Origin of the sequence: Deinococcus aquaedulcis (genome assembly GCF_019693445.1) — a bacterium.
Taxonomy (GTDB): domain Bacteria; phylum Deinococcota; class Deinococci; order Deinococcales; family Deinococcaceae; genus Deinococcus; species Deinococcus aquaedulcis.
This window is the reverse complement of record NZ_JAHRBL010000007.1, coordinates 1-22,260: the sequence shown is the minus strand read 5'-3', so window position 1 is coordinate 22,260 and position 22,260 is coordinate 1. Positions and strand designations below refer to the sequence as shown.

The window sequence follows — 22,260 nt, the reverse complement described above, 5'->3', positions numbered from 1 at the left end:
ATGACTGAGGCAGCATTCAGGCGGGTCTCAGACGACCCCGGGCAGAGCGAGCATGAACGGAAAAGGCAGGACATGGCGGTGTTGTCCGGCCATCGCCTGGAGTTCGAAGAGGTCCTTCTGGCCTTGAGACACCCGGTCCGGGTTCCACGTCATTTGACGCAGGCAGGGGCAGGAGAGGGCCGCTACAGTGGAGCCTTGGCCCCAGCCGCCCCGGCTGGGCGCCCGGAACGCAAGGACCCCCATGACCCAGATTCCCCTGCCTGAACTTGCCCTGGTCGCGCTGGTTGGCGCGTCGTCATCGGGCAAAAGCACCTTTGCCGCGCAGCATTTCGGCCCCTACGAGGTCCTGAGCAGCGATCACTTCCGCGCGCTGGTCAGTGGCAGCGAACACACGCTGGATGCCAACGCGGCGGCCTTTGACAGCCTCTTTTACGTGGCCGCGCGGCGCCTGGAACGCGGCCTGCTGACCGTCATTGACGCGACCTCGGTGCGCCCCGATGACCGCCGCCGCCTCGTGGATCTGGCCCGCGCCCACGACGTGCTGCCGGTGGCGATTGTGCTGGACCTGCCCCGGGGCGTGCTGGAAGCCCGGCACGAAGCGCGCGGTGACCGGCCCTTTAACGCGGCCGTGATTGGCCGCCAGCAGACCGAACTGCGCCGCACGCTGCGCGGCATGGGCAAAGAAGGCTTCCGGCACGTGTGGGTGCTGCGCAGCCCCGAAGAGGTGGCGGGTGCCCAGGTAAGGCGCGTGCCGCTGTACAGCAACAAAAAGCACCTGCACGGCCCCTTCGATTTTATTGGCGACGTGCACGGCTGCCTGGCCGAACTGCGCGAACTGCTGCTGAAGCTGGGGTATACGCTGGACGGTGACCACGCAACCCCACCGCCGGGCCGCACCGCCGTCTTTGTGGGCGATCTGGTGGACCGGGGCCCGGACAGCGCGGGCGTGCTGCGGCTGGTGATGAACATGGTCGCCAGCGGCGCCGCCCTGTGCGTCCCCGGCAACCACGACGAGAAACTGAAGCGCGCCCTGGACGGCAAGGCGGTCAAGGCCCTGCACGGCCTGGACGCCACCCTGGCGCAGCTGGACGCGGCCGGCCCCGAATTTCGCGCGCAGGTGCGGAGCTTTATTGACGGGCTGGTCAGTCACCTCGTGCTGGACGACGGCAAGGTGGTGGTGGCCCACGCGGGCCTGCCCGAGAAGTACCAGGGCCGCAGCAGTGGACGGGTGCGCTCGTTTGCCCTGTACGGCGATGTGGACGGCAGCATCGACGACCTGGGCCTGCCGGTGCGGCGCGACTGGGCCGCCGAGTACCGGGGCGCGGCACACGTGGTCTATGGCCATACGCCCGTGGCGCAGCCCCGCTGGGTGAACCGCACCATTGACATTGACACCGGCTGCGCTTTTGGCGGCGCGCTGAGTGCCCTGCGTTACCCGGAACAGGAACTGGTGAGCGTGCCGGCCCACGCGCAGTACGCGGTCCCCGCCCGCCCACTGGCCGACACGGGCCCTGCGGACACCTTTGACCTGGCCGAGTTCCTGCAGCCGGGTCGCGTGGACACCCGCACCTTCGGCGGCGTGATGCTGCGCGCAGGCGAACGGGCGGCGGCGGTGGAGACCTTCAGCCGCTACGGCGTGGCCCCGGAGTGGTGCGTGTACCTGCCCCCCACCATGAGCCCGGTGGAAACCAGCGCCCGGCCCGACCACCTGGAACATCCCGACGAGGCGTTCGCCTATTTCCGGGGCCAGGGGGCGACGCAGGTGATCTGCGAGGAGAAGCACATGGGCAGCCGCGCCCTGCTGGTGCTCACCCGGGACGAGGCGGTGGCGGGCCAGCGTTTTGGCACAGACGGCCTGGGGTGCATCTACACCCGCACCGGGCGGCCCTTTTTCAAGCCAGACTGGGAAGCCGACGTGCTCACCCGTGCCCGTCAGGCCGCCACCCAGGCGGGGTTGTGGGAGAGCTTGAACACCGACTGGCTGCTGCTGGACGCCGAGATTCTGCCCTGGAGCCTGAAAGCCGAGGAACTGATCAAGGGGCAGTACGCGGCGGTGGGGGCCGCTGGGAACGCTGCGCTGGCAGCGGCGGTGCAGGCACTGGACCGTGCCGGGGCCCGGGGTCTGGACCTGGGCGACTGGCCGGCGCGCACCGGGCAGCGCGCGGACGCCCTGACCCACTACCGCGACGCCTACCGCGCCTACGTGCGTCGCGTGGCGGGCCCACAGGACGTCCAGATTCGGCCCTTTCACCTGCTGGCCTCGGAAGGGCAGGTGCATGACGGCAAAGACCACCTATGGCATCTGACCACCCTGGGCGCCCTGGCCGACGCCGCGCCGGACCTGTTTGGCCGCACCGCCCACCGCCTGGTCACACTGGGCACCCCCGATGAAGCCGCCGCCACCGCGTGGTGGGAAGCCCTGACCGCAGCGGGCGGGGAAGGTATGGTGGTCAAGCCTCTGCCGTTCTGGGCCGCCGAGCCGCGCTCGTTGCAGCCGGCCGTGAAGGTGCGCGGGCGCGAATACCTGCGCATCATTTACGGCCCGGAATACACGCAGCCCGAACACCTGGGCCGCCTCAAGGCCCGGGCGCTGGGCGCCAAGCGGGGCCGGGCCCTGCGCGAATTCCACCTGGGCCTTGAAGGCCTGACCCGTTTTGTCGAGGGCGCCGCCCCGGGCCGGGTGCACGAATGCGTGCTGGGCGTGCTGGCGCTGGAAAGTGACCCCATTGACGTGAGGCTTTAAGGCCGCCTCGCCTCACGTTGCGCCTGTTCAAAGAGAGCACCGAACAGTCTCCACTTCCGGCGCAACGTCCTGTTTTCGCCCCTCGCTTCGCTCGGTTGATCTGGAGATCAACTTCGAGGTACTGAGATGCTGCTGACCATCACCACCACCCACCAGCCTGCCACCGACCTGGGCTTTCTGCTGATGAAGCACCCGGAGCGCGTGCTGGAGCGCACCCTGCCCTTTGGCCGTTCGCTGGTCTTTTATCCCGAAGCCGCCCCGGAACGCACCACCGCCGCCCTGCTGGTCGAGGTGGACCCGGTGGCCCTGTCACGCGCCCCAGCGGGCGGCGAGGCGGGCACCCTGGAACCCTATGTGAATGACCGCCCCTATGCCTCGGGCAGCTTTCTGGCGGTGGCTCTGCGCGACGCGTTCGGCACCGCCATGACTGGCCAGAGCCGCGACCGGCCCGAACTGGCAGGGCAGGCCATCCCGCTGACCCTGTCGCTGCCGTGCGTGGCGGCGCGCGGCGGCCCGGACCTGCCCGCGCGCCTGTTTGGCCCGCTGGGCTACGAGGTCGAGGCGACGCCCCTTGCGCTAGACCCTGACTTTCCCGAATGGGGCGAGCGGCCCTATGTGGCGTTGACCCTGCGCGGCACGGCGCGCCTGAACGACGCCCTGCGCCACCTGTACGTGCTGCTGCCCGTGCTGGACGGCAAGAAGCACTATTACATCGGCGCCGAGGAGGTGGACAAGCTGCTGCGCCACGGCCAGGGCTGGCTGGAGGCCCATCCGGAGCGCGACCTGATCACCGCGCGTTACCTGCGCTTTCGCGGTCTGGTCACCCAGGCCCGTGCCCACTTCGTCATCGCGGACGAGGCAGAAGGTGGGGTGGCCGAACAGCAGGAGATGGCTGCACCACCGCGCCCGCGCCTGCACGACGAGCGGCTGGACGCGGTGGCCGAGGTGCTGCAGGCCAGCGGCGCCGCGCAGGTGCTGGACCTGGGCTGCGGCGAGGGCAAGTTGCTGCGCCGCCTGCTGCAGGTGGGGCAGTTCCGCGAACTGGTGGGCGTGGACATCAGCGCGCGCAGCCTGGAGATCGCCGCCGACAAGCTGAAGCTGACAGAGCGCCCCGAACTGCGTGAGCGGGTGCGCCTGCTGCACGGTAGCCTCGCCTACCCCGATTCGCGCCTGAAGGGCTTTGACGCCGCCGCGCTGGTGGAGGTCATGGAGCATCTGGAGCCGCACCGCCTGGACACCCTGACCCGCAACGTCCTGGGCTTTGCGCGCCCGCGCACGCTGGTGGTGACCACGCCCAACCGCGAGTACAACGCCACCTTCGAGACCCCCCAGGCCCTGCGCCACCCGGACCACCGCTTCGAGTGGACCCGCGCCGAGTTTCAGGCGTGGGCACAGGCGGCGGCCGAGGCATACGGCTACGCGGTGGCGTTCCATCCGCTGGGCGACGTGCACCCCGACTACGGCCCGATCACCCAGATGGCGCTGTTCAACCGGGACTAGAGTCCATCCGGAAATTGGGCAACAGTGTCCCGCTGTGAGAGCGCACACTGCGGTGGATGCGGCTGACTGACGAGCAATGGGCTGTCTTGGCGCCCCTCATTCCAAGACCTGTGAACCGCACAAATCGTGGACGTCCACGACATCCAGACCGAGCCGTTCTGGACGGCATTCTCTGGATTCTCCGCACCGGTGCGCAGTGGGCTGCCTTGCCTAGGGGCGAGTACCCACCGAAGACCACCTGTCATGACCGCTTTCAAGAATGGACCACGCAGGGCGCGTTCCCACGCATTCTCACGGTCCTCTACGAGATGAGCGAAGATCAGGGCCTACTCGATCTGCGGGAAGCGTTTATTGACGGTACCTTCAGTGCCGCCAAAAAAGGGGGGCCGATATCGGTCCGACCAAAAAAGGCAAGGGGACCAAGATCATGATCATCGTGGACGCTGGTGGTGTGCCGGTCGCGGTGCACACCAGCAGTGCCAGTCCAGCCGAAGTTCGGCTGGTGTAGGACACGCTGGCTGCCTCGTTCGGCCTAAACTTTCCCTACCGTCTCATCGGCGACAGAGCCTACGACAGTGATGGTCTGGACGGAGAGCTGGCTGCGCTGGGCATCGAGATGATCGCCCCCAACCGCAAGAATCGTCAAAAGACACAAGACGGTCGGCCCTTGCGCCGCTTCGAGCGACGCTGGAAGGTAGAATGCACCATCGCCTGGCTCCAGAGCTTCCGCCGGGTAAGAACCCGGGACGAAGTGAAGGCCGAAAATTTCCTCGGCATGGTGCACCTCGCCTGCATCCTTATTCTGCTCCGGCTTCTGGCCAGATGACCTCTATTCTGAGCGCGTGATGATGAAAACGGTCTATGCAGTGCTGTTTGGTCTGTTGTCAGGGGCTCAGGCAGGATATTGCTTCGAGTCGCCGAACGGAGAAAATGAACTGGCGCCACGTCTCCTGGGTCAACCCCGGCATATTCAGGAACAAGTGCGGATCGAGCCAGGCTTTGAAGAACTGATGTCAGGAGCGAATGAGCGAACGACTGTGTACGAGTTCCAGCAAGGTAAGCTGAAACGGGTTGCCCACACCAGCATCACGCGGGATGTCAACGTCATGTCAATGCTCTTTGAGGCCACGTTTAAGGTAGGACCTTCCAACCAGAGATACGGCGAGTGGCGTATGGCTGGACGCGCCAGCCTTGATCCCACTCAGTTTGTACCTCTAAGCCTGAATGACCTAAAAAACAAGCCAACAGAGCCGCTGACTGTCACTTTCGATGCTCAGGGCCGCCTTTCTACGTTCAAAGGTGTGCCGCTTAGCTTTGGGCCACTCTTCCTGAATCCTCTTCAAATCAGTTGCACCTACTCCAAGGCGCAGGGGACGGTCCGTGAACTCAGGACATTCAACAATCTGACTCGTGTTGAGAAGGTGGCGCAGTTTGGCCCAGCAGGACGCCTCACCCAGATATCGACGCAGGTTGGGAGTGTTCCAGGTCGTGAAAAAGTCTTTCAGGACCAGATCGGAGAAGGGTACAGGGCAGTCGAGACATTTCAGTACAGTCCACAGGGGAAGCTCACAACCTCTTCCTACGCTGTTAATGGTGTACCTACAACGCGGGCGACTTACGCCGTCGATGCTCGCGGCTTTGTTACCAGTGTGATCGTGATACCTCAGGATGCAGGCAAAGACTCGACAGAAACCTACCGCTACGGCCGGGACGCCAAAGGGAATTGGACGCGTTTGACTCTTCATGTCGGCACTCAATTGGTCTCAACCACTACGCGCACCATCACTTACTGAGCACATGTTGCAAAAAGACCCGACTTCGCGCAGTTCGGGCAGCACGCTGTCAGTGAATTTCCGGATCATCACTAGGCTGGGCTCTCCTGGGCCTCTTGGCCGATGTGGCCGGGCAGGGCCGCCGCGCACAATGCCCCGATGAGCCCTGCTCTGAAAAAGAACCTGCTGGATCTGGCCATGACCTTCTGCGTTCCGCTGCTGATCCTCAGCCCCAACCTGTTCGGCACGGGATGGGGCGTTGCCGCCCTGCTGGGCGGGGACCAGGGCGGCCACATCCGCGCCTATCTGCTCTCGGCGCTGCTGCCGGTGGTGTATACCCTCTGGACTTTCTGGCTTCGCCGCGAGACGTCCCCCATCGCCCGGTTCGGCGTGGTGACCTCGCTGCTGGGCGCCGGGCTGGCCTTCTGGTTTGTGGACGGCTTCTGGTACGCCTTCAAAACGTCGGTTCATCTGTACCTTCACGGCCTGCTGTTCCTGGGCAGCGCGCTGGTGGGTAGTGGGCTGCTGCGGTCCCTGCTGCAGGGGGCATTCGCAGGTGGGTCAGTGGCCCATCGCCGCGCCCAGGAAGAAGCCCTGAACCACCCGCGCATGGCGCGTGCGCTGGTGCTGGGCAGCGTGCTGTTCGGCGGCGCCAAGCTGCTGTTTGGCAGTGTGAACATGGCGGTGCAGTTGCACCTGGTCACGGCTTCGTTCGGCACGGCGGCTTTTAACGGGCAGGTGGTGCTGGCCTCCGCTGTGATGTACCTGCCGGGGCTGCTCATCGGGGGGCTGGTCGCCGCCCCCGCCATGCTGCTGGCAGAGCGGACGGTCAAGGCCATTTACGGTCAGGATGTCAGTCTCCTGCGCCCCGAAGGCCTCGCGCGGCAGCTGGCCCCCGCCGCCTGAAGCCGGGGCCTGAGCCGCTGGGTGGCCGGGGCGGGCCTGCTCCCGCTGCACGACCGCCTACACTGCCCCCTATGCGCGCCCGGCCTGCCGCCCTGATTTTTATTCTGCTCACCGCCCTGATTGACATCATCGGGATTGGGCTGATCATTCCGGTGTTGCCGGGGCTGGTCAAGGAACTGGCCGGCTCGGAGGCGGCGGGCGCCCAGAGCATCGGCTGGCTGACGGCCGCCTACGCGGTCATGCAGTTCGTGTTCGCGCCCATTCTGGGCCGCCTGAGTGACCGCTTTGGCCGCCGCCCGGTGCTGCTCGTCTCGCTGGCGGGCATGGCGCTGGATTACGTGCTGCTCTACTTTGCCCCCAGCCTGTGGTGGCTGTTTGTGGGCCGCGTGCTGGCGGGCATTACCGGCGCCAGCCTGACAGTAGCGAACGCCTACATTGCCGACGTGACTCCGCCCGAGGGGCGCGCCAGGAACTTTGGCCTGCTGGGCGCCACCTTTGGCGTGGGGTTCATCCTGGGGCCGGCGCTGGGCGGCTTTCTGGGCGAATACGGCCTGCGGGTGCCGTTTCTGGTGGCCGCTGGCCTGACCGCACTGAACTTTCTGTACGGCCTGCTGGTGCTGCCCGAATCCCTGCCCCCCAGTGCCCGCGCCAAGGGCTTCCAGGGCCGGGACCTGAACCCCCTATTGCCCCTGAAAGCCCTGACCGAGTACCCCATTCTGCGCAGCCTCGCCCTGACCTTCGTGCTGCTGGGGCTGGCCGGACAGGTCATCTTCAGCACCTGGGTGCTGTACACCGAGCGCGTGCTGCGCTGGACCCCAGGGCAAAACGGGGTGGCGCTGGCGTTCTTTGGGCTGCTGGTGGCCGGGGTGCAGGGTGGCCTCATCGGTCCCTTCATCGCCCGCTTTGGCGAGCGGCGCACCATCATGACCGGGCTGGTGGCCTCCATTCTGGAATTTCTGCTGCTGGCCTTTGCGCGCAGTGGGGTCACGCTGTACGCCTCGCTGGTGGTGGGGGCATTGGGCGGGCTGGCGAACCCGGCCATCCAGGGCCTGATCTCGCGGCAGGTCAGCGAAACCGAGCAGGGGCGGGTGCAGGGGGCCATCACCAGCCTGAACAGTCTGGTGGGCGTGGTGGGGCCCATCGTGGCCACATCGGTCTATGCGTACGGCGCGGGCCACGGCTTTCCCGGCGCGGCGTTCCTGATGGGCGCGGTGCTCTCGGTGGCGGGCACCCTCCTGATTCTGGGCGTGCTGCGCGGCTTGCCGGAAACGGGAAAACCGGGCCCTGGGCACCGGGACCCGGTCTGAGCCAGGAGCGCCGCCACCGAGAGCGCCCCGCGTTTTAAGGCTTGAAGCCCTGCACGCTGACCATCAGCGCGTAGCCTCCCTTCTCCCAGGAGCGAAGCCCCAGGGTGCCCAGGGCCTCGCGCCCGTTCAGGTCCTTCAGGGCGTAGGTGATCACCCGCAGCGGGCCGGTGGTGGTGTCGGTGACCGCTTTCCAGCCAGCGGCCTTCAGCTGGGCGGAATAGAAGCCCAGCACCTCGCCCGCGCTGAGCGGCGTGCCCGTGACATAGACGCTGCTGACTGTGACGTTCGCACTGCCGCTGTTCATGGCGGCGCGCAACTGGGCCCCGGGCAGGGCGCGCAGGGATGGCAGGCTGGTCTGCGGGGCGGACTGCGGCTGTTTTTTCAGGCCCGCCAGTTGCTGGGCTGTGATGGTGCCAATGTTCAGATCCACGGCGGTTCGGCCGCCCAACTCGCGCACATTCAGGTCGGCCAGATATGCGCCGCCTCCGCTGCCGGCCGGCGGTTCGTAGTAGAAGCTGCGGTAGACCTCGGACTGAGGCACCTGAAAGCCGAAGGGCACGCCGTAAGGCTTGCGTGCGGTCCAGCCGCTGGCGCCCAGTTGCGCGCCCAAGGTCGCAAGGGTGGCGTCCCGGCCCTGAGCACTGCTCAGGAGCACGCGGGTGTTCGAGCCGCTGCTGTATGGGGTACGGATGCTGGCCAGCAGCGTGAGCGGCTCGCTCAGGGTCAGGGGCAGGCCAGCCGGCAGGGCGCCGTAGATCAGTTGCTGCCGGGCGCCGGGATTGCTCACAAGGCGCTCGATCAGCTGCGTGGCCTGCTCTGGGGTGGGCTGGCCCACCACCGTGGGGGCGGCGGGCGTGTTCTGGGCCAGGGCGGTGGTCAGCAGACTGGCGGCCAGAGCAGCGGGCAGGACGAAGCGCAGGTACATGTGACCAGCCTAGAGACTGAACCTGACGTCCTCATCCCTCTTTGGTTGAGGGTCCAGACCCCTCCCTGCCCCCCAGCACTTCCTCCGCCACCGCCAGGAACGCGCGCACCACCGGGCTTTTGCCCTCGCCCCGGCGCCACACGGCCACGATCTCCACGATGGGGGCGTCCTCCACCGGGCGGTAGACCACGCCGGGCAGGCTCAGGCGGCTGAAAAATTCGATGGGCAAAAACACGCCGACGCCCGCCGCCACCAGCGACAGCAGCGTGGGCACCTCAATGGCCTCCTGCACCACATGGGGCGTAAAGCCCGCCGAGGCGCACCAGCGCATCACCTGATCAAAGTAGGTGGCGCGAATCTGACGCGGAAAAAAGACAAACGGTTCTGGCGCCAAGTCGCTGATCTTCAGGCGGCGCTTGCGGGCCAGCGGGTGCGCGGCGGGCAGCGCGGCCACCAGCGGCTGGCGCCACAGGGCGCGCGACTCCAGGGCCGGGTCGCGCACTGGCAGCAGCATCAGCCCCACGTCAATCTGGCCGCCGCGCAGGGCCGCTTCCTGTTCCTGGGCGGTCAGTTCGCGCAGGTCCACGCTGACATTCGGGTACAGTTCGCGGAACCGCCGCACGATTTCCGGCAGGCCCCCAAAGGCCAGCCCGCCCACAAAGCCCACGCTCAGGCGCCCCACCTCGCCCCGGGCGGCGCGGCGGGCACGTTCCACCGTCTGGGCGGCCAGCGCGAGCGTGGCCCGCGCGCCAATCAGGAACTCCTGGCCGGCGGGGGTCAGCTGCACGCGGCGGGTGGTGCGCAGCACCAGGGGCACGCCCACCTCGTCTTCCAGGTTGCGAATGGAGTTGCTCAGGGCCTGCTGCACCACAAACACGCGCTCGGCGGCCCGGCCAAAGTGTTCTTCTTCGGCCAGGGCCACAAAATGCCGCAGGTGGCGCAGTTCAATGGTCATGCTGCGCCGTACGCTAACACCTGCGTAGACTGCTCGTGATGACGGGCGGGGTGTGGCGACAGCGGCTGAGGTGGGCCCCGGGGCACCCATGAGGGTGCTGGTGACCGGCGCGCGGGCCCCGGTGGCCCTGGACCTCGCCCGCGCGCTGCAGGCGGCGGGGGCCCCGGTGGCGCTGGCCGATTCGGTCACGCCCTTTGCCGCCCACCTGCTCCGGCCCCGGGTGCCGGTCCACCGCCTGCCCCCACCCCGGCAGGCCTTCGGGGCGTTCCAGACCGCGCTCCTGCGCCTGCTGGACAGGGTGGATCTGGTGGTGCCCATCTGCGAGGAGGTGTTCTGGCTGGCCGAAGCGGCCCGGCGGGGCGGCTGGGCCGGGCGGCTGCTGGCCCCGCCCCCCGCCACGCTGCGCGCGCTGCACTCCAAGGCCCTGTTCCCCGAACTGGCCCGCACCGCCGGGGTCGACGCCCCGCAGACCTGGGTGCTGTCTGACCCCGCGCACCTGCCCACGCTGCCCGGCCGCGCCGGGCTGATCTTCAAGCCCGAGTTCTCGCGCTTTGGCACCGCGCGGCTGGGCCACCCGGGGGCCGTTCCCACCCCGGCGCGCCGCTGGGTGGCCCAGGAACGGCTGGTGGGCGAGGAACTGTGCGTCTGGTCGCTGGCCCACGCGGGGCAGCTGCGCGCCTGCGCCGTGTACCGGCCGGTGCTGCGCCAGCAGGGCGGGGCCTCGTACGCGTTTGAGGCAGTGGAGAGGCCGGCAGTGGTGGACATGGCACGGGTCCTGGCGCGCGCCACCGGGGCCACCGGGCAGCTGTCCTACGACGTGATCGTGACGCCGGACGGCCGGGTGGCGCCCATTGAATGCAATCCGCGCGCCACCAGTGGCCTGCACCTGCTGCCAGGGGCGGCCCTGGGGGGGGCGGTGCTGGGCGGCGGGCCGCTGCTGACCCCCGCGCCCGGCACCCTGCGTTACCTCGCCCCGGCCCTGGCGGTGCTGGGGCCGCTGGGGGCCCTGCAGGTGGGGTCGGCGCGGCCCCTTTTGCACACTTGGCACGCCGGGCAGGACGTGGTGGGCCGCCCAGGCAACCGCGCCCCGGTGGCGGGGTCCCTGCTGGACGCCGCGCGCTTTGCCCTGGCCGGGGTCCTGGCTGGCCGAAGCGCCGCCGGGCAGTCCACCGCCGACATCGAATGGAACGGCGAGGCCATGCCATGAGCGGGCACGGGCCCGAGGCCGCCATGCTGGCCGAACTGTGCGCGGCCGGGGCCCCGGCGCTGGTGGCCAATGTGGCGTCCTCGGTGTTCGCGCTGGAGGTGGCCGGCGAGCCCATGCCGGTGACGGTGGACAGCGGGGCCCTGGGCGGCAGCTACGTGAGCAGTCCGCACAGCGCCTACGCCCTGTACGCCCGCGCCGAGCTGGAGCTGGTGGATGTGGGCGCGCTGGCCGCGCCTGCCCGGGTGGCCCTGGCCGGCGTGGACCGGCTGCTGCGCGCGGCGGCCGTGAACCGGGCGGTGCACCTGAACAACTGGCTGCTGTCCACCAACCTGCACGGGGCGTGGCGCGGCCAGGGCCTGTCAGCGGCGCGCCACACCCTGACCACCCGGTTCCCGGGGCACCTGCTGGGCGTGCGCTCGGTGGATGACTGGTCGGCGCCGGGCCTGAGGGCGGCGCTGGAAGCCGACGGCTGGATCCTGGTGCCCAGCCGCCGCATCTGGGTGGTGGAGGATCTGGCGCGGCAGTGGCGGCCACGCGGTAACTTCGGCCACGACCGCCGCGCCGTGGCCCGCTCGGGGCTGACCCTGGAAGACCTGACCACCCTGACCCCCGGGGACGCCCAGCGGATCGCGCACCTGTACGCCCTGCTGTATATGGGCCGTTACTCTCCGCTGAACCCGGTGCTGACCCCGGCGTTTATAGAGGCGTCGTGGCGAACCGGGTTTCTGTCCTACCGGGTCGCGCGGGCCCCAGACGGGCAGATCATGGCGGTGGCGGGCATGTGGGTGCGCGGCGGCGTGATGACGCCCCCTGTGGTGGGCTACGACACGGCGCGGCCCCAGCGCGAGGCCCTGTACCGCGTGGCCTGCTGGCTGTTCATGGAGCGCGCCCTGGCCCTGGGGGTGCGGCTGCACGGGTCCTCGGGGGCGGCGCATTTCAAGCGTCAGCGGGGCGCGCAGGGCTTTACCGAATACAACGCCTACTTCGCCGCCCACCTGCCCCCGGCGCGCGGGCTGGCGCTGCGGGCCCTGGCGAAGCTGCTGAAGGGTGCGGCCCTCCCCGTCATGATCCGGCGGGGGCTGTAGGGCCGGGCCCAGCAAGCCCAGCATTGACCAGGAACAGTGGTCAATCTCATGAGGGGACGCTGTTGGAAGTGGGCAATGGGGCGGCCTATGCTGACACCATGACCCAGTCTCCCAAGAACGTGGCGCCTCCCAACCGGCCGCCGCGCGCGGGCCTTAACGCCCAGGACCGGCAGCAGCTCAACACCATTGAAACGCAGGAGTGGCTGGACTCGCTGGCCTACGTGTTCGCCGACGCGGGCGACAACCGCGCCGCCGAACTGCTCGAAGAGCTGGACCACTACGCCTACTTCCACGGCGCGCCGATCACCTTCAAGCAGAACACGCCCTACATCAACACCATTGATGTCGAGGCGCAGCCCGAGTACCCCGGCGACGTGGAGCTGGAACGCAGGATCCGTAACATCATCCGCTGGAACGCGGTGGTCATGGTCATCAAGGCCAACAAGAAGAGTGACGGCATCGGCGGTCACCTTTCTACCTACGCCTCGGCGGCCGAGCTGCTGGAGGTGGGCTTTAACCACTTCTTCCGGGGCCACGGCGCCGGGCAGGACCGCGACCTCGTGTTCTACCAGGGCCACGCTTCGCCCGGGGTATACGCCCGTTCGTTCCTGGAAGGCCGCTGGGACGAAGCCCGCATGAACCGCTTCCGGCGCGAGCTGCAGCCCGAGGGCGAGGGCCTGTCCAGCTACCCCCACCCCTGGCTGATGCCGGACTACTGGGAATTCCCCACCGTCAGCATGGGCTTGGGCCCCATTCAGGCCATCTACCAGGCGCGCTTCATCAAATACCTGGAAAACCGGGGCCTGAAGCCGAAGGGCGACGCCAAGGTCTGGGCCTTCCTGGGCGACGGTGAAATGGACGAGCCGCAGAGCATCGGCGCGATCCGCTTTGCCTCCTACGAGAACCTGGACAACCTGATTTTCGTGCTGAACGCCAACCTGCAGCGCCTGGACGGCCCGGTGCGCGCCAACTCCAAGGTGATTCAGGAGTTCGAGGCGCTGTTCCGGGGCGCGGGCTGGAACGTCATCAAGGTGATCTGGGACGGCAAGTGGGACGAGCTGCTGGCCCGGGACTACAACGGCCACATCGTCAAGCGCTTCGAGCTGCTGGTGGACGGCGAGTCGCAGCGCTACGCCGCGTTCGGGGGCAAGGAGCTGCGCGAGAAGTTCTTCAACACCCCCGAGCTCAAGGCCCTGATTGAAGACTGGAGCGACGCCGACCTGGAACTGCTGAACCGGGGCGGCCATGATGTTCACAAGATCTACGCCGCCTACAAGGCCGCCACCGAGCACAAGGGCAGCCCCACCATCATCATTCCGCGCACCATCAAGGGCTACGGCCTGGGGGAAAGTGCGCAGGCCCGCAACGTCGCCCACCAAGTCAAGAAGCTGGACTTCTCGACCCTGAAGAACCTGCGTGACCTGCTCGAACTGCCCCTGACCGACGATCAGGTGGAGCACATGGAGTACTACCACCCCGGCCCTGATAGCCCGGAAGTGAAGTACGCCCTGGAGCGCCGCGCCGCGCTGGGCGGCCCCGTGCCCGCCCGCAAGGTGGAATACCCACACCCCACCATCCCAAACGGCGAGTTCTACGAGGAATTTGCCAAGGGCAGCGGGGACCGGCAGGTGAGCACCACCATGGCGGCCGTGCAGATCATCTCCAAGCTGCTGCGCGACAAGGAGATCGGCAAGCTGATCGTGCCCATCGTGCCCGACGAGGCCCGCACCTTCGGTATGGACGCCCTGGTGCCCCGCATCGGGATCTACAGTCCGCGTGGTCAGACCTACACGCCTGTGGACAGCGGCAGCCTCATGGCCTACAAGGAAAGCGTGGACGGCCAGATGCTGGAAGAAGGCATCACCGAGGACGGCGCCATGGCGTCCTGGATTGCCGCAGGCACGGCCTATGCCAACCACGGCGTGCCCACCATTCCCTTCTTCGTGCTGTACTCCATGTTCGGCATGCAGCGCGTGGGTGACCTCGTGTGGGCCGCCGCCGACCAGCGCGCGCGCGGCTTCATTCTGGGCGCCACCGCCGGCCGCACCACCCTGGCCGGGGAAGGCCTGCAGCACCAGGACGGCAACAGCCACCTGCAGGCGTACGTGGTGCCCAACCTCAAAACCTATGACCCTGCGTTCGCCTACGAACTGGCGGTCATCATCGAGCACGGCATCCAGCGCATGTACGTGGACGGCCTGGACGAGTTTTACTACGTCACCATTGACAACGAGAACGAGATTCAGCCCGCCATGCCGAACGACGGCCGCAGCCACGAGGAAATCCGCGAGGGCATCGTGCGCGGCCTGTACCGCCTGCAGCGCAGCGAGATGAAGAAGCCCAAACTGCAGGCGCAGATTCTGGCGGGCGGCCCCGCCATGGGCGCCGCGCAGGCCGCCGTGAAGATGCTAGAAACCTACGGCGTGGCGGCCGACCTGTGGTCTGTGACCAGCTACAAGGAACTGCACCAGGACGCCCTGCTGGCGCAGCGCCACAACATGCTGCACCCCACCCAGGAACCCCGCGTGCCCTATGTGGCCCAGCAGCTGAACAAGGACAGCGCTCCCGGTGTCCTGATTTCCGTGAGCGACTACATGAAGCTGGGGGCCGACGGCCTGAACGGGCACCTGGACCGCAAGCTGTGGACGCTGGGCACCGACGGCTTTGGCCGCAGCGAGGCCCGTGAAGAACTGCGCGACTTCTTCGAGGTGGACGCCCGGCACGTGGTGCTGGCCACCCTGTACGCCCTGCAACGCGACGGCAAGATCAAGGGCGAGGTCGTGGCGAAAGCCATTGGGGACCTCGGCATTGACCCCGAACGCGAAGCTCCGGTGCTGCGCTAGGCGCAGAGTCAAAAGGTCTGAGGGTCACAGAAACTCTGTCCCTTAGACCCTTAGACCCTTCGACTCTTTGACATCTATAAGGAGCCCCAACATGGCGACTGAACTGAAACTCCCCGACGTGGGGGACAACATCGAGCAGGGCACCGTGGTCACGGTGCTGGTGGGTCCCGGCGACATCATTCAGGCCGGCCAGCCCATCATTGAAATCGAGACCGACAAGGCCGTTGTGGAAGTGCCCGCCGAGAGTGGCGGCACCGTCGAAGCGGTGAATGTGAAGGTGGGTGACACCGTCAAGGTGGGCGGCGTGATTGTCACCCTGGGTGGCGCAGCGGCGGGCGACGCGAACGCCGGGCAAACCCCCCCACCCGGCACGCCCTCCGCCGAGCCGGATGCCCCCGCCACTGCCAGCGATCCCCAGACGGCCAACCGTGTGGCGGCGGCCCAGATGGCGAGCCAGAAGGAACAGGCAGGCTCGGCCGGCAGCAGCCCGGCGCCCAGCGCACCCGCCAGTGCGCCGGCGGCCAGCAGTGGGGGTCAGATCACCCTGCCGGACGTGGGCGACAACATCGAGCAGGGCACGGTGGTGACGGTGCTGGTCAATCCCGGCGACAGCGTCAAGGAAGGCCAGCCCGTCATTGAGATCGAGACCGACAAGGCGGTGGTGGAGGTGCCCGCCAACGCCAGCGGCATCGTGCAGGCCGTAAACGTGAAGGTGGGCGACACCGTGAAGGTCGGCGGCGTGATTGCCACCCTGGGCGGCGGCAGCGCGGCGCCAGTGGCCCCTGCCGCCCCAGCCGGCACCCCAGCCCCGGCGCCGGCCCCCAGCGCCCAGGCCTCTGCCGCTGCGCCGGCCGTATCCAGCCTGAGCACCCAGACCCCCACCCCGCCCGGCGCGGCCAGCCTGCCCCCGGAGCGGGCCCACCCGCCCACCCAGGCCCCCGGCGCCGAGCGGCCCTACAACACCCAGAGCTACGATGGCCGCCCCATCATTCCGGCGGCCCCCAGCGTGCGCCGACTGGCCCGTGAAATCGGCGTGGACCTGCGCGGCGTTCACGGCACCGGCATCGCTGGCCGCATCAGCGAAGAGGACGTACGCCGCTCGGCTGGCACGCCCACGGTGGCGGCAGCGGTGGCAGCAGCTCCCCAACCCCAGCAACCAGCAACGATCACCCCTCAACCCGCCGCGCCTCTGCCCGACTTCAGCAAGTGGGGCGGCGTGACCCGTGAGGACATGAGCGGCATCCGCAAAGCCACCGTGCGTTCCATGACGGTGAGCACGCAGATTCCGATGGTCACACACTTCGACAAGGCCGACGTGACGGTCATGGAAGAGGTGCGCAAGCGTTTCGGCGCCCGCGTAGAAAAGGCCGGCGGCAAGCTCACCATGACCCACATCCTGATGAAGGTCGTGGCCAACGCCCTGCGCAAGTTCCCCAAGTTCGGCGCCAGCCTGGACCTGGAGAACAACCAGATCATCTTCAAGGACTACGTGAACATCGGCGTGGCCGTGGATACCCCGGTGGGCCTGCTGGTGCCGGTGGTCAAGGACGCCGACCGCAAGAGCATCACCGAACTGGTGCTGGAGCTGAGCGAACTGGCCGCCCGCGCCCGTGACCGCAAGCTGAAGCCCGACGAGATGCAGGGGGCCACCTTCACCATCTCCAACTTGGGCGGCATCGGCGGGCACGCCTTCACGCCCATTGTGAACAGCCCGGAAGTGGCCATCCTGGGCGTCTCGCGCGGCGGCATGGAGCCGGTGTGGAACAAGGAAACGGGCACCTTTGAGCCGCGCAACATGCTGCCCCTGAGCCTGACCTACGACCACCGCCTGATTGACGGCGCCGACGCCGCCCGCTTCGTGCGCTTTATCGCCGAGAGCCTGGAAGACCCCTTCCTGATCTCGCTGTAACCGGCCCCGCTTCGCCCTGTGCCCCCACCCCCGGTGGGGGTTTCTCATATTGGGCCCCAGGGTTTCCCGGCCCCTGCTAGGCTGCGCCGCGTGAAGAAGATGCTCCTGGCGGTTCCTGTTCTGCTCGCGGCGTGTGCTCCGGCCTACACGGGCCCGGCGCCAGCCGCCAATGAAGTCGTGGCAGAGGTGGTGTCCACGACCAATCTCAATCTGGGACTGAGCCCCGAGCAGGAGGCCAGTGCCAGCAGCTTTGCCCACATTTCGGCCATGATTCTGCTGCAGGAGCGGTATGTCACGGGGCTGCCCGCTGGCTATGACCGCTTCACCTTCCCCAACGGCAGCGACAGCATGACCATCCTCAGCGGAAAAAGTGCGCCCATCCACGTGCAGGTTCAGTGGCGCGCCACCCACCCCAGTACCAAGAACACTATCGATGTCCTTTGGGAATCCAGGCCGCTGGGCGGCAAGCTGGTGAGTGTGAAGGTGAAAGCCACTGCGTCCGATGCCAGCGTGAACACAGCGCAGATCGAGACGCGGCTGCTGGACCGCTACCTCACCTCGAGCGGCGTTCGGCTGGTGGCTCGCGGCCGCTGAGGTGCGGCGTGCGGCTCGTCCCCCGTCCAGGTGGCGGGGGACCATGCTGACCTGTTTGGCCGATGCGCCTTGCCGCTGCACCCTCTAGGGTGGTGGCGGAGGGTGTATGCAGAAGATTCTCAGCCTGTACGCGCGCAATTACGACACCGACCGCCGGGTGCGGGACGAGGTGGTGCCCGGGGCTGAATGGGTCCTGGCCGGCGAGGGCGTGGCCACCCGCAAATGGGACGGCACGAGCTGTCTGGTGCGGGCCGGCCGCCTGTACCGCCGCTACGACGCCAAGAAAGGCCGCACGCCCCCGCCCGACTTCGAGCCGGCGCAGCCCCCTGACCCGGTCACTGGTCACCACCCCGGCTGGGTGCCGGTGGGGGAGGGGCCAGACGACGCCCACCACCGCGAGGCGTGGGCGGCGGGCGGCCCCCTGCCCGACGGCACCTACGAACTGCTGGGCCCCAAGGTGCAGGGCAACCCAGAAGGCCTGTCCAGCCACACGCTGGTGCGGCATGGTGAAGCGGTCCTGCCCGATGTGCCGCGCGATTTTGCCGGGCTGCGGGCCTACCTGGAGGTCCGGCCGGACATGGAAGGCGTGGTGTGGCACCACCCGGATGGCCGCATGGTGAAACTCAAGCGCAAGGACTTTTTCGGAGGTCGGCGCTAGAGTCTGTCGGCCAAGGTTGAACCGCATGTTCGCTCAGCGAGAACACAGCACTGAGGCATCATGTCGCCCATGAACCACACAGCGAAGGTCCGCTCGGCACTGGCTTGGCACCAACCATGACCTTGATGATCGAGGACCCGCGCACGCTGGCTGAGATCCACCAGGCCATTCGCATCGTCCTGCAGGAAGCCGGCCTCCCCCCAGGGACCGACACGGAAGCCTGCATTCTGCAGAGCATCCAGCCGTGCTACCACGTGACCCTGGACCCCTGTGCGGAGCACACCCTGCCGGTCGGCGGCACGAAGTTTGGGGGCCATCCTGATGTGCAGCCCGACTGGGTCTGGCCCATGGACGCCGAGGGCAAACCGCTGCGCTTCGTGTGTCAGATCAACTGTGCTGACCTGGACACGCTGCGGACCAGTGACGCCCTGCCGCAAGGCGGGCTGCTGTCCATCTTCTGGGACTTCCTTTCCGAAGCGGTTGCGTTCACCTTTGTGCAGGACGTTCATGGCCTTGAACGCCGGTCACCGCCGAGCTGGGAAGGCGAGCCGCTGCACACCTATCGGTCGCGGTGCATGCTGCTCAGCCAAAGCTATGAACTGGTTGATCGTTTTGTGGAGCTTCCGCTGGATGATGGCACTGACTTCTCCGAGGTGTACCACGCCTGCCGCGCCGTGGTGCAGGACGAAGCGTTTACTTTTCACGGGTTCACGCTGTTTGGCATGTCCGCCAGCATTCCATTTGGTTTCCAGTACGCGAACCCCACGCGACCCATCGATGACCCCTGGCTCCCGATCCTCACCTTCCGGATTCCGTCGTGGATGGACGAAGACATTGCGAGCGACACCGACGATAACCACCTCTACATCTGTGAATTCTTGATCAGCCGACAAGACCTCCTCGCCCGGCGATTTGCCGCCGCTTGGTTCTGGCTCTACACCTATTAATCCGTGTACCTGACCATTGGCCGACACGCCCTAGCACGACTTAAACACAGGTTTTGGCTTCCTGGACGGCATTCATGCGTGTCTGTCAGGCTGACGCATGACCTCTGCTCAGGACCATGCCTTGTCCCTGCGGCGCTTCCTGCGTCCCTTTCAGCGCGTGCTGGGACACGCTCGCCGCCGAAAGTGGTGTCCCATTTACCTGCGCGGCTTGATGGCCCCGCTGGAACGCAAAAGTCTGCAACCACTCGCCGAACACGTTGCCCCTGGCCAGTACGCGCAGCTGCACCATTTTGTGACGGTGAGTCCCTGGAACGATGACCAGCTGGGCGCCGTCCTCGCGCGTCAGGCGCAGCGATTGGTCGGTGGCCGGGGTGCCGTGTTGATCGTGGATGACACCGCGTTCCCGAAGCAAGGCACCGGCAGTGTCGGGGTCGCGAGGCAGTATTGCGGTGTGCTGGGCAAGGTCGCCAACTGTCAGGTCCTGGTCTCGCTGACGCTCGCGAAGAACGATATTCCCGTTCCTTTGGCGCTGCGGTTGTTCCTCCCCCAGGCATGGACGGATGACCCAGAACGATGTGTTGCTGCTGGTGTCCCACCGGGACGCCGGCAGTTTCTGACCAAAAAGCAGTTGGCCTTGCGGGAGATTGACCGCGTCCGGCAGCACGGCGTGACCTTCAAAGTCGTCGTGGCAGATGCTGGCTATGGAAACAGCGCCGAGTTTCGTGGAGCACTCACGGCGCGGGGGCTGACCTGGGCGGTCGGTGTCCCAGGCACGCAAAGGTGTACTCCACGAAGGTCGGGATGCTGACGGAGCGGAGATCCAAGACTGGTCGACTCCTGGTCCCCGTTCCCGACGAGCCACGCAAAAGCGTGGCTCAGGTGTTGCATGACCTGCCGCCGCACAAATGGGTTTCACGCACCTGGCGCAAGGGCACCAAAGGACCGCTGCACGCACGCTTTGCGGTCATGCGAGTCCGGGTTGCCGACGGTGGGGAACTTCATGACGGGTCCCACTTGCCCGGTGACGAAGTCTGGGTCGTTGGCGAACGTCGGCCCAGTGGGGAGCGGAAGTACTACCTCACCAATCATCCAGCCAACACGTCAAAAATCGAGTTGATCCGCGACATCAAGGCTCGGTGGTCCTGCGAGCAGGTCCATCAGCAACTCAAAGAAGAGCTGGGGCTTGATCACTTTGAAGGCCGTTCATGGCGAGGGTTGCACCATCACACACTGCTCTGCTTGACCGCGATGCTCTATCTGTAAGCCCTTCGATTGGTCACGGTAACCATTGACCCTGAGGGCTGGCGACCAACCTTGCCACAAGCACGCCAACTGACGTGCCCTGTCCTGTGGTGCCCGTACTGCTCAAGGGGAATCGGGTACGGTTGATCACGATGCTGGAGGTCTACACCGTTCGACTTCACCACGATGGACAGCCGGAACAGATCGCTGAGATGTCCGTGCTTGAGGATGAGGCGCAGGGTCTGATTCGTGTTCGGGTGGCCACGTCGTTGCGCGTCTACGAGGGGCAGGACAGTGGTTTCTTTGAAACACTCTGCGTGGTGCGCCGCAAGTTGGAGCACGACGGTGTGCTGTTGTGCGTTCAAGGCGCCATGCTTGGGGTCTATCCGTCCCCGATGGCGCTCTCCATGGGCGCACGTGTCGCTTATCGGCTCGCCTTGGGCCAACCTGCGAAAACAGCGGACCTCGTCGACCTCTTTGAGCCTGTAGACAAAATGGGGAGTACGGTCGAAGAACAAGCCCAGTGGTACAACCTGTGGTTACACAGCCTCAGCGCGTCATCCGAGCTTCAATAACGTCTTGAAGGCGTGCTCATCCTTGTTTGCACGCCCCCAAGACGCAGCGCCGCATAACCCTCGCCGATTGCGACAGGCAGATTGGCACACTTCGGCCCATTTCCCACGTACAGTCAATGCTCGATGACCTTGAGATTCATCACGCGCATCAGCCTGACTGGCCTGATCCTCTTGGGTCTGGCGGGCGCCTGGCAGCTGGATCTTGGGGCCATGTGGGTAGATGCAGCCCGAAATCTGACGGTGCCTTGTGCGCAGCCCCAGGTGGCCTTGGTCCCATTCACTTGCACCGTCCATCCCCCCACGGTCTCAGATTGGACGGTCACCATGACGGCGTCCTGGCACTGTGTGACCGATGAGCGCCACTTGGGTCTGCGGGCCGATGACGGCACGCCTCTTACCCGAACCTACAGTGTGCGTCCGGGCGAGACCATCACTACGCCCGAAGGGGTGAAGGTCACCACTCCCACGAAATGGCGAGACGCCAGTGCGACCACCGCGCAAATTACAGTCAGCCGGGTCAGTGCCGCTGATCTGCCTGTGCCCCTGGACGCGGAGTATTCGCCCAACGTGATCCCGCTGTACCGCGTTCAGGCGTCTGAAGCGTTGGTGTCTGGCAAAGGCGCGTTTTCCATCAGTGTGCCGACGGGTTCGTACGCCAGAGAGTACCTAATGCCAGTCAAGCTTCAGGAGATATTCGATCTCCATGGCGCAGAGGATGCAGCAGCCGATGAAGACAGTCCATCCTTGCTGATCAGAATTTGGCGAAAGGATCAAGTGGCGGTGGTGACAGAGAACGCCATCACGTTCTCGACCAGTGTGTTGGATGACATCTTTTTTACGGCTTATCGGCGCTCCACACCCATACCCTATGGAGATTCTGGCACTCAGGCCGGTTCCGAAACGCCGCTGCGTTCTCAGGCGCTGGGTGGTCTTTCAGCGGTGTGTGGGGCAGACGTTCGTGTTTAAGTAGTGCTAGTGGTCTGATCGAGAAAAACGTTGACAGTTCTTGTGCCAAGGGGAACTCTGGCAACTCTGTTACTGAGCTGCAGGACCTGCTTACCGCGTAGCTTTGTGATAGACCGATTCTATTCT

General features: G+C 66.5%; 16 protein-coding genes and 2 pseudogenes. 16 read left to right on the top strand and 2 right to left on the bottom strand.

What is annotated here, in order from left to right:
- Positions 1-241 precede the first annotated feature (241 nt).
- The 6 genes and pseudogenes from KMW22_RS10145 to KMW22_RS10120 all read left to right on the top strand — a co-directional run bounded on the left by KMW22_RS10145 (position 242) and on the right by KMW22_RS10120 (position 8,228).
- The gene (locus tag KMW22_RS10145; protein WP_221089938.1) at positions 242-2,743 is read left to right on the top strand and encodes a polynucleotide kinase-phosphatase; all 2,502 of its coding nucleotides are present in this window, start codon (positions 242-244) and stop codon (positions 2,741-2,743) included.
- 126 nt (positions 2,744-2,869) lie between these two features.
- Positions 2,870-4,243 (top strand): 3' terminal RNA ribose 2'-O-methyltransferase Hen1, encoded by a 1,374-nt coding sequence (locus KMW22_RS10140; protein WP_221089937.1) that lies wholly within the window; start codon positions 2,870-2,872, stop codon positions 4,241-4,243.
- Positions 4,244-4,299: 56 nt separating this feature from the next.
- Positions 4,300-5,069 (top strand): annotated as a pseudogene (locus KMW22_RS10135) (IS5 family transposase).
- Between the two features lie 16 nt (positions 5,070-5,085).
- Positions 5,086-6,036, top strand: coding sequence for a hypothetical protein (locus tag KMW22_RS10130; RefSeq protein ID WP_221089936.1), 951 nt, complete (start codon positions 5,086-5,088; stop codon positions 6,034-6,036).
- A gap of 138 nt (positions 6,037-6,174) precedes the next feature.
- Complete coding sequence (locus tag KMW22_RS10125) at positions 6,175-6,921, top strand: VC0807 family protein (RefSeq protein WP_221089935.1); 747 nt, start codon at positions 6,175-6,177, stop codon at positions 6,919-6,921.
- A gap of 71 nt (positions 6,922-6,992) precedes the next feature.
- A complete protein-coding gene (locus KMW22_RS10120) occupies positions 6,993-8,228 on the top strand; it encodes a TCR/Tet family MFS transporter (protein WP_221089934.1) in 1,236 nt (411 codons plus the stop codon).
- 34 nt (positions 8,229-8,262) lie between these two features.
- Here the strand turns inward: KMW22_RS10120 and KMW22_RS10115 are convergent, their stop codons facing one another.
- Both KMW22_RS10115 and KMW22_RS10110 read right to left on the bottom strand, forming a co-directional pair.
- A complete protein-coding gene (locus tag KMW22_RS10115; protein WP_221089933.1) occupies positions 8,263-9,153 on the bottom strand; it encodes a hypothetical protein in 891 nt (296 codons plus the stop codon).
- Positions 9,154-9,184: 31 nt separating this feature from the next.
- On the bottom strand, positions 9,185-10,102 hold the full coding sequence (locus KMW22_RS10110) for a LysR family transcriptional regulator (RefSeq protein ID WP_221090052.1): 918 nt from the start codon (positions 10,100-10,102) through the stop codon (positions 9,185-9,187).
- A 94-nt stretch (positions 10,103-10,196) separates the two neighbouring features.
- Between KMW22_RS10110 and KMW22_RS10105 the strand changes: the two genes are divergently transcribed.
- From KMW22_RS10105 to KMW22_RS10055, 10 genes and pseudogenes are all read left to right on the top strand, one after another.
- Positions 10,197-11,315 carry an ATP-grasp domain-containing protein gene (locus KMW22_RS10105; protein ID WP_221089932.1) on the top strand — a complete coding sequence of 373 codons (1,119 nt, stop codon included), beginning with the start codon at positions 10,197-10,199 and terminating at the stop codon, positions 11,313-11,315.
- Positions 11,312-12,400: a GNAT family N-acetyltransferase gene (locus tag KMW22_RS10100; RefSeq protein WP_221089931.1), complete on the top strand. Its 1,089-nt coding sequence runs from the start codon at positions 11,312-11,314 to the stop codon at positions 12,398-12,400. The genes KMW22_RS10105 and KMW22_RS10100 overlap by 4 nt, the downstream gene beginning before the upstream one ends.
- 98 nt (positions 12,401-12,498) lie before the next feature.
- Entirely contained in the window at positions 12,499-15,243 is a 2,745-nt protein-coding gene (aceE, locus tag KMW22_RS10095; protein WP_221089930.1) for a pyruvate dehydrogenase (acetyl-transferring), homodimeric type, read from the top strand.
- Positions 15,244-15,334: 91 nt separating this feature from the next.
- Positions 15,335-17,152: a dihydrolipoyllysine-residue acetyltransferase gene (gene aceF / locus KMW22_RS10090; protein ID WP_221089929.1), complete on the top strand. Its 1,818-nt coding sequence runs from the start codon at positions 15,335-15,337 to the stop codon at positions 17,150-17,152.
- A gap of 90 nt (positions 17,153-17,242) precedes the next feature.
- Positions 17,243-17,746 (top strand): hypothetical protein, encoded by a 504-nt coding sequence (locus KMW22_RS10085; protein ID WP_221089928.1) that lies wholly within the window; start codon positions 17,243-17,245, stop codon positions 17,744-17,746.
- 106 nt (positions 17,747-17,852) lie between these two features.
- Positions 17,853-18,404 (top strand): RNA ligase 1 family protein, encoded by a 552-nt coding sequence (locus KMW22_RS10080; protein WP_221089927.1) that lies wholly within the window; start codon positions 17,853-17,855, stop codon positions 18,402-18,404.
- 116 nt (positions 18,405-18,520) lie between these two features.
- Complete coding sequence (locus tag KMW22_RS10075; RefSeq protein WP_221089926.1) at positions 18,521-19,351, top strand: DUF1963 domain-containing protein; 831 nt, start codon at positions 18,521-18,523, stop codon at positions 19,349-19,351.
- 97 nt (positions 19,352-19,448) lie between these two features.
- Positions 19,449-20,740: pseudogene (locus KMW22_RS19770) on the top strand (IS701 family transposase).
- Complete coding sequence (locus KMW22_RS10060; RefSeq protein ID WP_221089923.1) at positions 20,704-21,168, top strand: hypothetical protein; 465 nt, start codon at positions 20,704-20,706, stop codon at positions 21,166-21,168. Before KMW22_RS19770 ends, KMW22_RS10060 begins: the two are co-directional and overlap by 37 nt.
- A gap of 123 nt (positions 21,169-21,291) precedes the next feature.
- The gene (locus KMW22_RS10055) at positions 21,292-22,134 is read left to right on the top strand and encodes a hypothetical protein (protein WP_221089922.1); all 843 of its coding nucleotides are present in this window, start codon (positions 21,292-21,294) and stop codon (positions 22,132-22,134) included.
- The last annotated feature ends 126 nt before the right edge of the window (positions 22,135-22,260 follow it).

Coding starts and splice junctions, on each gene's coding strand:
- KMW22_RS10145 (WP_221089938.1), top strand. CDS start 242: ATGACCCAGATTCCCCTGCCTGAACTTGCCCTGGTCGCGCTGGTTGGC.
- KMW22_RS10140 (WP_221089937.1), top strand. CDS start 2,870: ATGCTGCTGACCATCACCACCACCCACCAGCCTGCCACCGACCTGGGC.
- KMW22_RS10125 (WP_221089935.1), top strand. CDS start 6,175: ATGAGCCCTGCTCTGAAAAAGAACCTGCTGGATCTGGCCATGACCTTC.
- KMW22_RS10120 (WP_221089934.1), top strand. CDS start 6,993: ATGCGCGCCCGGCCTGCCGCCCTGATTTTTATTCTGCTCACCGCCCTG.
- KMW22_RS10115 (WP_221089933.1), bottom strand. CDS start 9,153: ATGTACCTGCGCTTCGTCCTGCCCGCTGCTCTGGCCGCCAGTCTGCTG.
- KMW22_RS10105 (WP_221089932.1), top strand. CDS start 10,197: ATGAGGGTGCTGGTGACCGGCGCGCGGGCCCCGGTGGCCCTGGACCTC.
- KMW22_RS10100 (WP_221089931.1), top strand. CDS start 11,312: ATGAGCGGGCACGGGCCCGAGGCCGCCATGCTGGCCGAACTGTGCGCG.
- aceE (WP_221089930.1), top strand. CDS start 12,499: ATGACCCAGTCTCCCAAGAACGTGGCGCCTCCCAACCGGCCGCCGCGC.
- aceF (WP_221089929.1), top strand. CDS start 15,335: ATGGCGACTGAACTGAAACTCCCCGACGTGGGGGACAACATCGAGCAG.
- KMW22_RS10080 (WP_221089927.1), top strand. CDS start 17,853: ATGCAGAAGATTCTCAGCCTGTACGCGCGCAATTACGACACCGACCGC.
- KMW22_RS10075 (WP_221089926.1), top strand. CDS start 18,521: ATGACCTTGATGATCGAGGACCCGCGCACGCTGGCTGAGATCCACCAG.
- KMW22_RS10055 (WP_221089922.1), top strand. CDS start 21,292: ATGACCTTGAGATTCATCACGCGCATCAGCCTGACTGGCCTGATCCTC.